The organism is Schaalia radingae (genome assembly GCF_900106055.1).
Classification (GTDB): domain Bacteria; phylum Actinomycetota; class Actinomycetes; order Actinomycetales; family Actinomycetaceae; genus Pauljensenia; species Pauljensenia radingae_A.
Genome location: NZ_LT629792.1, coordinates 260,530 through 273,226, shown reverse-complemented (window position 1 = coordinate 273,226; position 12,697 = coordinate 260,530). Strand labels below are relative to the sequence as shown.

At 55.8% G+C, this 12,697-nt stretch carries 8 protein-coding genes; 3 read left to right on the top strand and 5 right to left on the bottom strand.

Going from position 1 to position 12,697, the window contains the following annotated elements:
• Window positions 1–50: 50 nt before the first annotated feature.
• Complete coding sequence (gene glpK, locus BLT69_RS01215; RefSeq protein ID WP_092648178.1) at window positions 51–1,589, bottom strand: glycerol kinase GlpK; 1,539 nt, start codon at window positions 1,587–1,589, stop codon at window positions 51–53.
• 262 nt (window positions 1,590–1,851) lie between these two features.
• Entirely contained in the window at window positions 1,852–4,674 is a 2,823-nt protein-coding gene (locus tag BLT69_RS01210; protein WP_092648177.1) for a Cna B-type domain-containing protein, read from the bottom strand.
• A 143-nt stretch (window positions 4,675–4,817) separates the two neighbouring features.
• On the opposite strand from BLT69_RS01210, the gene BLT69_RS10980 reads away from it, so the two are divergent.
• From BLT69_RS10980 to BLT69_RS01195, 3 genes are read left to right on the top strand one after another with little or no spacing between them, the layout of a single operon-like run.
• On the top strand, window positions 4,818–5,039 hold the full coding sequence (locus BLT69_RS10980) for a hypothetical protein (RefSeq protein WP_257525642.1): 222 nt from the start codon (window positions 4,818–4,820) through the stop codon (window positions 5,037–5,039).
• Complete coding sequence (locus tag BLT69_RS01200; RefSeq protein WP_257590362.1) at window positions 5,029–5,982, top strand: ABC transporter ATP-binding protein; 954 nt, start codon at window positions 5,029–5,031, stop codon at window positions 5,980–5,982. Before BLT69_RS10980 ends, BLT69_RS01200 begins: the two co-directional genes overlap by 11 nt.
• On the top strand, window positions 5,979–6,740 hold the full coding sequence (locus tag BLT69_RS01195) for an ABC transporter permease (protein ID WP_257590361.1): 762 nt from the start codon (window positions 5,979–5,981) through the stop codon (window positions 6,738–6,740). The genes BLT69_RS01200 and BLT69_RS01195 overlap by 4 nt, the downstream gene beginning before the upstream one ends.
• Before the next feature lie 257 nt (window positions 6,741–6,997).
• Here BLT69_RS01195 and BLT69_RS01190 read toward each other — a convergent pair whose 3' ends face one another.
• From BLT69_RS01190 to BLT69_RS01180, 3 genes are all read right to left on the bottom strand, one after another.
• Window positions 6,998–8,848: a phosphoenolpyruvate carboxykinase (GTP) gene (locus BLT69_RS01190; protein WP_371935779.1), complete on the bottom strand. Its 1,851-nt coding sequence runs from the start codon at window positions 8,846–8,848 to the stop codon at window positions 6,998–7,000.
• A 297-nt stretch (window positions 8,849–9,145) separates the two neighbouring features.
• Entirely contained in the window at window positions 9,146–10,900 is a 1,755-nt protein-coding gene (locus BLT69_RS01185; RefSeq protein ID WP_092648175.1) for an ABC transporter ATP-binding protein, read from the bottom strand.
• Window positions 10,897–12,609, bottom strand: coding sequence for an ABC transporter ATP-binding protein (locus BLT69_RS01180; RefSeq protein ID WP_257590359.1), 1,713 nt, complete (start codon window positions 12,607–12,609; stop codon window positions 10,897–10,899). Before BLT69_RS01180 ends, BLT69_RS01185 begins: the two co-directional genes overlap by 4 nt.
• Between the last annotated feature and the right edge of the window lie 88 nt (window positions 12,610–12,697).

Here is a 12,697-nt window from a genome sequence, read left to right as displayed (position 1 = left end):
TGGGGCTCCGGCCGGCCTCCCTCGTCAATTAAGTGAGGCGCGAATGGCGGTCAGGCGTTTTCGACGTCCTCATCTACCCAATTGAAGGTGCGTGTGACGGCTTTCTTCCACAGGCGGTAGTTGCGGTCGTACTCGTCGCGATCATCGCCTGGTTCCCAGCGCTTTCCTTCCGACCAGTTGTCGATGACGTCCTGTTCGCCGTCCCAGTAGCCCACGGCGATGCCTGCTGCGTATGCGGCGCCTAGCGCTGTTGTCTCCAGGACTTTCGGGCGAACGATCGGCACACCCAGCTGATCGGCCTGGAACTGCATAAGCAAATTGTCATTCGTCATGCCACCGTCGACGCGCAGCTCCTTCAACCCAACACCCGAGTCCGCTTCCATCGCGTCAAAGACTTCGCGGGACTGGAAAGCGGTGGCTTCTTCGACTGCACGGGCCAGGTGTCCCTTGTTGTTGTATCGCGTCAGCCCCACGATCGCGCCACGTGCATCGTCCTTCCAGTACGGTGCGAACAGGCCGGAAAATGCGGGTACGAAGTACACGCCACCATTGTCATCAACTGTTTTCGCCAGGTCTTCAATGTCTCTGGAGTCCTTGATGATTCCCAGATTGTCGCGCATCCATTGAACCAGTGAGCCTGTTACGGCAATCGAGCCTTCCAGGGCGTAGACCGGCTTGTTGTCACCGATCTTGTAGCACACGGTGGTGAGCAGACCGTTTTCTGAGAAGACCGGCTCCTCACCGGTGTTCATGATGACGAAACAGCCCGTACCGTACGTGTTCTTTGCCATGCCTGTGTCGAAGCACGCTTGCCCAAAGGTGGCGGCCTGCTGGTCACCAAGGATTCCAGCGATCGGAGTGTCAATCAGCAGCCCGTTCTTGCGACCGTATCCGTAGATTTCAGAAGAGGAGCAGATTTCAGGAAGCATCGACATAGGGATGCCGAAGTCCTCGCACACGTCTTCTCGCCACTGGAGTGTGCGAATATCCATCAGCATGGTGCGCGACGCGTTGGTGACGTCAGTCTTGTGAGCACCTCCGTTGACGCCGCCGGTCAGGTTCCACAGTGTCCAGGTGTCGGTGGTGCCGAACAGGAGGTCACCGGCTTCGGCGCGTTCGCGGACTCCCTCGACGTTGTCGAGGATCCATTTGATCTCAGGGCCTGCGTAGTAGGTCGACAGGTCGAGACCGCAGATGTCGCGGTACTTTGACTTCCCTTCGTCACCTGCAAGCTCACGAATGATTTGCGATGTGCGCGCGTCTTGCCACACGATCGCGTTGTAGACGGGTTCGCCGGTGTTCTTATCCCACACGACAACGGTTTCGCGCTGGTTCGTGATGCCGACGGCTGCGATCGCGTGCCTGTTGATTTCGGCTTTTTGCAGGACGTCCGCGACGCAGATGCGAATGTTGCTCCATATTTCGAGTGGATCGTGTTCAACCCATCCGGGCTTCGGGAAGATCTGCTCGTGTTCCTTCTGACTGACGGCCACGATCTGCCCATCGTGGTTGAAGATAATGGCTCGTGAGGACGTCGTGCCCTGATCGATGGCAAGTACGTAGTGTTCTTCCGCAGTCTTCTCAGCCATTGCGCCTCTTCCTGTTGTCTCTTTCCTATCAGTGACAGCCTCAGGCTTCACTGCCTGCACATACATGATAGAGCGCATCTCGCGTGCGATCAGCCCGTACTGCGACGAGGGAGGCCGCGTCCGGTCAGCTTTGCCGACGAGGGCGGCTGGCCAAAACCGTCTTGCCAACGAGGAACGGGCGCACGCTGAAGCACAGAGTCTTCCAGCGCGCGCCCGTCTGACACGGAGAATCATCAGCTCAGAACTGATGCACCTCCTGAGTTCAGTGGATTCCTCGGCGGCGGTACCAGAGCAGGCCAGCGCCCAGGGTGATCATCAAAATGCCCGCTCCAGCAGCGCCTCCAGCCGCCGCACCCGTGTTCACGATGGTCGGGGGTGACGGTGGTGTACCCGGCGGAGGCGGATTCTTCGAGTTCGTGATGGTGAATCCATCAGTCGCAGTTCCTGTGATGCGGGCACTGAAGCCGTCAACTGGTGTTTCCTTGACTGTATAGACGATGGGCGCGGAGCCGTCTGCATTGAACATTTCAAGGTCGGCAAATGTGCCTGACCAGGAGTTGTCTGCTGAGAGAGTGAGTTTCTGTCCAGTCGGCTCACCGTCAGCCACAAGTTCAACGTCAATGGACTGTGGGATATCGTCACTGAGCGCTGCGCCGTCGTGGTTCACCCATTTCTTCGTCACGGGAACAGCTGTGAGGGCTCTGTTAGTGATCGTGAAGCCGTCCACGGCGTTACCAGCCACTACCGACCGATACCCAGGAACCTCAACCTCACGCACCGAATACTCAACCAAGACGCCACGGTCAAACTTCGGCAAATCCTTAAACACGCCAGACCACGAATTATCCGCCGACAAAGTCAACGTCGTGCCAGTCGGCTCCCCACCAGTCAACAACTCAACCACAACACTGCCAGGACGTTTACCCAACGCATTCTCACCATCAAGCCACGACTTCGACACACCCACAGAGGTGAGGATCCGGTTCGTCAGCGCAACACTGTAGGTCTTCTGCTTGTCATCCGAAGTTTCTGAGACCTTCATGGTGTAACCGTCCGCGCCGCTTTCCTTGAACTTAAGCGGGATGCGTTCACCTGTTGCGGCATCGACTAAGGTCTGAGGATTGGGGAAGTTATCGATAGTTGTTTCCCAGTTATTTGCCTCCGACAGCTCGATACCTTTGACGACCTCTACATCATCAACGAGGACGTCCAGCGTAATTCTGTCTGGGCGCACACCCGGGTCATCGTTGCTCCAAGATTTCTTGATCTTGAGTTTCCAGGCATCTTCACCAAAGAACAATTGTCCGTTGTTGGCAATGCCTCCACCGCTAAATCCCATGTCAGTGGCGAGGTTATTTTCGATTCTGACAGTGGCAAGACGTTCAGCCAGTCGCTTTGCCTGATCACTCGGAACCGACTTAAAGGCCTTATTCACTGTGTAGAGTTTGTTATTCTCCACCCGCTTGTTGTCGCCGCCTTGCACGTATCGCGGTTCTTGCTGCTCTTGCGGCCAGTTCAAGCGCTTACCGAAAATCGAGCCATCCTGGTACCACATTCTCTCTGCACCACCAAGCATGCGCTCGCCTATGAAGACAGGGTGGCCTTTCTCCGGCTCAGCCGCGCCAAAAGTATGCTCAGCGACGCTTGCAAAATCGTCTCCTGCACCTTTGTATTCCTTATTACGCCCAACATCTGGGGCAGAATTATCGAAAATCGCGACGCCCTTGGTGATGTTCAAGGTGGTTGTGCCCGTTGCGCAGTTCCACACACCGCCACCCTGCGTGCTGGGAAGGTGATTTCCTGCCCCGATAAGGAATGCGTCTTTGGTTGCATTGCCGCGGATCAGAGAGTTCTCAATGGTAAGAATCGAATCGGAATCGTTGTAGATACCGCCACCGCCCCAAAAGCCCTTCGCAACGTTGTCGTGTACGTAGCCGGCTTTCATCGTTACCTTAGCTTCACCGTAGAACGCGAGTCCGCCTCCAGCTTTCAGGGCCACGTTGTGCGCAAATTCTCCTCCGCTGATCGTGGCTTCGCCACCACCGAGAGCGATTCCTCCTCCGTGACCACTAGCAGTATTGCCTTCGACCGTGCCGCCGGAGATTTCCACATCTTTGCCACCACCGAGCGCGATCCCTCCTCCGAGACCTTTAGCAGTATTGCCTTCGACCGTGCCGCCGGAGATTTCCACATCTTTGACATCATGGATGTACATGCCGCCGCCCTGACCGGCGTAATCACCGTTGGTGTTTTCCTGGACAGTTCCGCTCGTGAAGTTGAAGCTATCTCCATTATCAATCGCGATTCCTCCGCCAATTTCGGTGGTATTTTTTGCGATTGTCGTTCCATCAAGCGTGACGTTGGCAAAACTCGCATACACGCCTCCACCGAATCCTTTATATTTGGGATGAACCGCATCATTGCCGGATATTTCCCCACCGGTCAAGGAAACGGGTACAGGAGCACCTTCAGCTCCCCAAATGCCTATCGCACCACCACGCTGGTAGCCGTGGTTCTCCTGAAGAGTTCCGCCGGCAATGCTGACACCGTCACCGCCGTAGATCGTAATCGGTGCGTAGAGGCCCTCATTCACCCCTTCAGGCAGGGTGCCGGAGGTATCAGTGACATTGTTCCTCGAAAAGTCAGCGCTCCCAGTCATGTTGAATTCGCCGTCTTTGACGAAGATGACAGGTCCGGTGAGCGATGTGTCGTGGACGGATCCGTCAGTGAAGTCCAGCGTTCCACCGTTCACAACGATTCGTGAGTTCGTGAAGGAGGGGCCGGCAAGCGTGAGGCTCCCGCCTTCGGCCACAGTCACTGTGTCGGCGCCCACTCCCGTGACAGTTCCACTGCCCGTGAGAGTCAGTCTCGCACCCTCCGGAACAACGAGCGGTTTGTCTGCTGTCGCACTGACATCACTGTCAATCGCGACTGTGGTCTCAGCACCTGGCGTCGCCTGGGCTGCCTGGGAAACGATTGTGTCCCATGAGGGGGGCTCCTCTGCCCTCGCAATCCCACTGGGTGTCAGTACAACAGCGAGGGAAACAGTAAGGAGACTGGTCACAAGCCTTAAAACACTACGCATGTCGTCATTCCGATCCCAGCGAAAATTCCTCAAACTATTCGATCATCTCACTTTTCCACCTTTCTCGTGTGTGAATTCCTGCATAGCGGTAAATTGCTTGCGTCTGACCCAGCCTGGCTTAACGTCAGAGCAAAAGGACTCCCTTGGGGTATCTACCGACTTCACAGCCCATCCACTCGCCACGGACCCTGGCCACATTTCGAAACAGGCGCACGACAGCCCTCGACATTCCAGCTCGCGACATGTTCGGATACAAGCCGGGCGATGATGTCCTTCTCCTTGCTGACCCCGAACGCGGCATTGCGATTCTGCCGGCCGATCAGATCAACAAGCTTCTTCCCCAGACACCACCACATGTTTCCTAAGCGAGAATCCATGCCCGCCATTGTGTGCACAGACGTCCGGCGCACCTTTGCCGACGTCATCGCTCTTGACAACATCTGCCTGACCGTTGAGAAACACCAGATTTTTGGCTTACTTGGACCAAATGGATCAGGAAAAACCACCCTGCTCAATCAGATTCAAGGCCTCGACACTCCTGATTCGGGCCATGTGGAAGTCCTAGGCTACGACCCTGCCGATAGTCATGCGCAGCTGGTTCAGCACCTAAGGAGTCAGCATCAGGAGGCGGCACTACCGCCTCGCCTGACGGTGCGCGAAACCCTCGACCTCTTCGCCGCCTTCTACTCTCACCGCCTCAACTCAGCGCAGCTCATCAGCGACCTCCTGCTCGATGACAAAGCCGATGCACGTGTGGAGAAGCTTTCCGGCGGGCAGCGTCAGCGCGTGCTCATCGCGCTCGCCCTCATCCACCAGCCGGAACTGCTGCTGTTCGACGAACTCACGTCCGCCCTCGACCCTCATACGAAGCACTCCATATGGAACATTCTTCGCACCCTGCGCGAGGCAGGCAAAACCATCGTGTTGACTACTCATTCCATGGAGGAAGCCGCACAGATCTGCGATCGGATCGCCATCATGGATAAGGGACACATTCTTGCTGAAGGAAGTCCGAATGAACTTATCAACCGATACGCGCCGCACCAGACCTTGACACTGTCCACCCACATCCCCTTAAACGAAGGAACACTCGCGACGCTCCACAGATATGGAGCCACCCCTCACGCAGGCCAATCCGACTCGCAGACCACGTGGGAAGTTACGGGCGAGGAGGATGTGGTCGCACAGGTTGCAAGAGATCTAGTCAATGAAGGAATCAGCGTCACCGACATGACGTTCAAACAGCCCACGCTCGAAGACGTCTTCCTGCTGCTGACACACGCCACTGAAAAGGAGGACGGGCGATGATGCGCGGATACCGGGCGCTCACTCGCGCCCTCTTCACATCGCAGCTGCGCGAACCCGCGGCAGTGTTCTTTCTTCTCATCTTCTCTCCCGGACTCTTGCTGGTGCTGGGCCTTATTTTCGGCAACCAGAGCATCCCTGAGTTCGGCGGACAAGGGCCCATCGACTACATGCTGCCTGGTGTGATGGTGATGTCAACGCTCATTATCGGGACAACTGTCATCCCTCACAATCACACATTCATGCGGTCCTCCGGCTTACTCACGCGACTTCGCATGACCCCTCTATCTGCCGTCACCTACCTGGCATCCGACATGACTGTCAATTTCGTGCTCGGCATGGTCGGGCCAGTCACCGCATTCATCACCGCCGTGCTGATTTTCAAGGCGAAAACACCGAGCAACACGGTCGCACTGCTCGCAGCAGTCATCATGTGCCAGGTCGCGATGCTTGCTTTCGGTTACGCACTGGCGGCATTGCTCCCTAGCCCCGGCGCAGCCACAGGTCTGGGGAATATGCTGATGATTCTGCTCATGATGACATCGGGCGCGTTCTTCCCCGTTGATTCATTGGCACCCGGTGTCCGCAAGTGGTTGACCGCATCTCCCTCGTACCACATGGCACGGCTTGTCCACGCTTCCTTTTCCGGGGACTCATGGCCAGTCGCCAGCGTTCTGGTGGTCTGCGGCCTCACCGCGCTCAGTCTGGCTCTCGCCACGCTCACTATGACATGGGGTTCGCCCAGAGTCTCCTCTCGTTGACCTTATATCCGCTCAGCAAATGGAGCTGCTCTAGCGCAGCGGTCGAGGTTTCTTCTGTTGAGGCGAACGGAAGTCGGGTTATAGGACATCTGGCATACGCGAAGACCATCTGCCAATCTGCAGACAGTGACAGCTGGTACGAACGACAATGAGCACACGGACAAACACCAGGGAGGAAAATGCGGGCCAACTTATGATCAGTGCCCGCCGGACCCCAGATCGCCAGCGGGCACTGATGCTCTTGTATCCTTGCCCTGTCAGATATTCTGACAGATTCGACGGTGCGCCTCCCATATTTCGTCGGGAAGATCGTGGAACTGGTTCAGATACTCTTCGCGGTTATCCAGTTCTTTGACCCATAGTTCACGGTCGATAGTCAGGATCTTCTCCAGGTCTGCGCGCGATCCTTCAAAACCATCGAGGTTCAATTCGTCGACCTCTGGAACGATTCCAACGGGTGTTGAGCGCCCTGTCACTCGACCATCCTTGAGGTCAAGCAACCACAGCAATGCCCGGAGATTGTCACGATACCCCGGCCACAGGAAATGCCCATCCTCATCATCGCGGGCAAACCAGTTGACGTGAGCGAAAACCGGTTGGTGGGTCGCCTTACCGAGGATCTTGAGCCAGTGAGCTGCATAATCACTCTCGGGATAGGACATGAACGGACGCATCGACATCGGGTCGTATCGAAGAACACCTTCTTTGCCTTCTGCCGCGAACGTTGCCTGAGCGCCCAGGGTAAGACCATCGTAAACGCCTTCAGCAAGATCTGTAATTGCCCGAATGAGGGGCTCGCGGTTGGCTACCCTGCCGCCAAAAATGATTGCGTCAATCGGCACACCCTTCGGATCTTCATAGTCGGGAGCAACGTTCGGGACGTTGCGCAGCGAAGTGGTGAATCGAGCATTCGGGTGTGACCATTCGCAGCCCTTTTGCGATGAGCGCTGCTCTTCCTTGGGACGATCGCTGATCAGCTTACCTGTCCAGTCGTACCATCCTGTCACGTCCTCCGGGTAGTCAGGGGTTTTACCTTCCCACCATACTTCCTGCCTGTCCGGGTTGTATGCAACGTTGGTGAACAGCGCACGGCTCCCAGGACGGATCGACTCCATAGCGGTCGGATTCGACTTCCAGTTCGTGTCTTTGGCAACGCCGAATGCTCCGTATTCTGGATTCATACCGTATACGCGCCCGTCGTCGGGATCGACCCGCAGCCAGACAATGTCATCCCCGTAGAAGAACACTTCGTAACGATCGCCGAGGGCGTCTGGCGCCAACATCATTGCCAGATTTGTCTTGCCTGAAGCTGACGGGAAGCCGCCGCACACGTAGCGTGTCCGATCAGTCACCTTATCGTGAATTCCGATGAGCATGAACTGCTCGGCAAGGAACTTCCCCGACACCCAGCCGTCGTATGAAGCCTGACGCAGGCCGTGGGCGATCTTGCCCAGCAATGCGTTACCGCCATAGGCAGAACCAAAGTGTTCAATGGTGCGCTCATCCGCAAGGGTGGCAAACAAGCGCTGGTCATCCGCAGTTCCCTGTCCCAGATTCTCTATATCTCCCGTGACATGGATGGCGCGCACAAACTCACGAGGCTGATTGTCAGTGTTGACGTACTCGACCCCGACGCGTGCCATGCGAATCATCTGCAGGACAACAATCCGGTTGTCGCTCAGCTCAACGCCTCGTGCCCACACTTCGAGCGCGGAGCCAGGAGGAGCCATCAGATACGGCACAACGTACATGGTTTTTCCATGCAGGGCACCGTGCATATGCGACCGCTGACGCTCATCCACCTCATCAGCATTGTGCCAGTTATTGAAAACACCCTGGTCGCTTTCCCTATGCGTGGCAACCACCGTTCGTTCCTCAGAACGCGCAGTGTCTTTGTAGTATGAGCGCGAATAGTACGTTTCTTTTCCTGCCGGAAAGATCTCACCGGCTTCCAGCGCCTCCTGTATCAGTCGCTCGTCGTCACTGGCACTGATCACCTCAATGGCATCTGGTTGCGTGATTTCTGCCCATTCGCGCACAAAACCAACCACATAGGGATTTGTCACGCCGCCAGCGCGGAGTGCTCCTTGAACGTCACACATCCTCATCGGACCCCTCTCCAACTTTATTTCGGCTACCCCAACTTTATCTTTTGGGTATCCTAACTATAGCGATTTCAACAGAGTCTTTCTGGGACCACAGTCACGTCCAAGCGCCGCGCGCCGGCTCAGGGCCTGGCACACCGATCCTGACACCTGGTTCACTCTGTCATCCTCGGTGCGGCGGGTCTGCCGGCTTCGCTCTCATTGCCCGCCGCAGGCACCTGAGGCAATCAATCGCCTTCTACAATCGAATTGTCACGTTCTGAAAACAGCCTTCATACCGAATGGAAACTGTCCCCTGGCCTAGTCGGATGCGGTGGCAATCTTCCAGCTGATCGCTCGTTCTCTGGTATTCACGAAGTCACGGTAGATTCCGTCTTGTCTGCTCAGTTCATCGTGCTGTCCCTGCTGTACAACGCACCCATGGTCAAGAACGACAATCTGGTCTGCATTTCTCACAGTCTTCAGGCGATGAGCAATCATCACAACTGTCTTGTTCCGAGTGAGAGTTTCGATCGCGCTTTGCAGCTCAGCTTCATTTTCTGGATCAACGTTGGCTGTCGCCTCATCCAGCAGAATAATCGGCGCGTCCTTCAGCAGGGCACGAGCGATCGACAGGCGCTGGCGCTCACCGCCGGACAGTGTCGCGCCCGCTTCTCCCAGCACAGTGCTGTATCCATCAGGCAAGGCTTCGATGAAGTCATGGCAGCAGGCCTGTCGGGCAGCGCGCACCACGTCCTCATGAGTAGCTGTCGGACAGCCGAATGTGATGTTGTTTTCGACCGTGTCACTGAACAGATAGACGTTCTGGAACACCATCGCGAAGTGATCCATTAACCTGTCATAGGACCATTCCCGGACGTCGTGCCCACCCAGCGTCACGCTACCGCCCTGCACATCCCAGAAGCGGGCTATCAGCTTCATGAGCGTTGTTTTCCCAGAGCCTGACGGGCCGACGATGGCGCAACTGGTTCCCTGTGGAATTGTCAGGTTCACGCCGTGTATGACTGCATTTTCTTCGCCTTCGCCATATGAAAATGTCACGTCCTTCAGGACCAAATCACTGGTGTCAGCATGCGTAATGGAGCCTGCCTCAGTCATCAGCGGTGTGTTTTCCACTTCATTGACTCGGTCCATTGCCAGGTCGATCGACGGCAACATGAAGGACAAAGCGCCTGCAACCTCGATTTTGCTGTACACAAAAAACGCGCCAACGATGACGAGCAGACAGACAAACAGCTTCATCGAATCTGCGACATAGAAATATATGGATGCAGCAATCGCGGCAACGGAGAAGGTTCTGAGCACTATCTGTTGAATCATGGTCGGCGGAATACTGACCTTTTCCAGCCGATAGTTCTGACGTTCGGCCTCACCGATAGCTGTGTCCATCGATGTGTTATGGCGATCGGACATCCCGAATGATTTCACGACTCCCACGCCCTGGATGTACTCCATCACTGCATCTGCCAGCCTCGTCTGAGCATCGAGGCGGGCAGGTGAATATTTGCGCGACAGGACGATCATTCGGGAATTGACTACCAGCATGGCGGCCACGCCGCACAGATACAGCAGACCGATCCTCCAGTCGATGATGATGAATCCGCAGCTGAGGATCGTGGCATGAAGCACGCCGGTCAGCACGCGCACGACGATGTTGCCAGCCAGAGATTCCAGATCTTCCATCGTCGAGGTGCAAACTGCGGTCAAGTTACCCAGGCTGCGCTTGTTGAAAAAGCCCATCGGCATGAAACGCATCCGCTGGCCAATGTTGATGCGTTTGTCATCGAGCATCAGGTAGCACGCTTGCATCTCGAGGCTGTATCCGGCGTAGTGAAGGGCCGATGCCAGAACGACCGAAACTATCAGAAGTCCCAGGCTGATCCACATGATGCGCGCTGTCATTGTGCCATTGACAAGTGCAAACAACACCATGAACAGTGGAACGATCTGAATGGAAGTGGCCAGCGACCGTAGACATTCCAACGCAATTGCCCAGTACCAGGAGCGTCGGTGCGTGCCCGAAAAACGGAAGAACTTTGCGAATATCGAGATCATTTCGTCGCAACCTCCGTTGCCATATCGCGTGCCGATTCATGCGCGTCCCACATGTGGTGATAGAGCGGACAGTGAGCCAGAAGATTGTCGTGAGTATCGCAGGAAATAATGCGACCGTCATCCACAACCGCTATGGCGTCGGCGTCGATGACCGTAGAGAGTCTGTGCGCAATGACGATCATGGTCTTGCCTCGAGCCAGACGGCTGACGGCACCTTGAATAACCGCCTCATTTTCCGGATCCGTGTAGGCAGTTGCCTCATCAAGAATGATGATCGGTGCATCTTTCATCATCGCTCGGGCTATTGCAATGCGTTGGCGCTCCCCGCCTGATAGATGCCCACCGGAGAATCCGACGCGCGTGTCGTAGCCGTGGTCGAGTCCCATGATGAACTCATGGCAACCGCTTGCCTTCGCAGTGGCAATCACCTCATCATCAGAGGCATCTGGCCTGCCGACTCGGATATTGTTCATAACCGTGTCGTTGAAGAGATAATTGTCCTGAGCAACATAGGCAATGGTCTGAGAAATCTGGCTGAGCGGTATGTCGCGGATGTTCTGCCGGCCGATTGTGATTGTTCCGCCTGTCGCATCCCATTGCGAGGCAATCAGCCGGGCAATTGTTGACTTTCCTGAACCGGACGGCCCCACCAGCGCAGTCACCTTTCCTGGAGCCACCGTGAGATTTACCCCCTTTAGAACCAGCTCGTCTTCATAGGAAAACTCAACGTTTTTCATGACAATTTCTGATCCGTCGAGTTTGACCGTGGTGGACGGTCGTTGCATCTCAGGCTGCTCAAGCACCGAATTCAGCTCGTTCGCAACTGTCGAGATCTTCGAAATATCACTGGTGAATAAAATGGCTGTAAAAAGGGGTTCGATGATTCCCAGCGACAGGATGATGACCGTCACGAAAGTCGCAGCCGGCAAGGTCCCGTTGATTGTGAGGAGGCACCCTATCGGCAGCACCCCGACCAGAACCGCCGGCCACACATTCATCATGATGGCAGTCCATGGCAGTGTTGCGCGCATCCAATCCAGCATCAGACCGGAATTAGCCTGAACAGCTTCAGTGAACTTCCGGTAGGAGGAGTCGGTCCGGCTGAAGGCCTTGATCACTTCGATCCCACCTACATATTCAACAATGGCGGCGCCCATATGTTTCTTCGCCTGCACAACGCGGCCGTATTTTTCCGCGTAGCTCCGCATGCCGATCATGTACGCGAAGATGCCGATTGGAATTGTGACCAAGGAAGCGAGTGCCATTCGCCAGTCGAGGGCGAACAGGTACACCACTATTCCAAGTGGAACCATCACGTTTGCCGTCAGCTCCGGAATGACATGGGACAGAGGCACCTCAAGCTGTTCGGTTCGCTCAACGAATGCCGTCTTTAGCTCGCCCGAAGGAGTATTGATCAGATATCCCATGGGGACACGATCGAGCTTGACCGCAAGCGACCGGCGCATTTCGGAAAGCACAGCGAATGCTGCGCGATGAGAAATAAGTGTGGATGCACCTGAAAGAAGCGCTTTCGCGATGTGGCCCAGAACAGCGATCACGCACCACAATACGTAAAAGCCTGCCTGCGAGTGTCCTGCGAGCAATCTGGCAATGAGTGCAGAAGCAGCGACGTACGGAAGGAATCCGCACAGCACCGCCACTATTGCCAAGAGTACGGAAAGAAAATACTTGCCCTGATGGGGTTTCACACAAGCCCTCAGCACATTCATCGATGTTTCACATTCCTCTCACAGTGACCAAAGAGCCTGGATCTCGATGAACGGGGCTGGCCACACG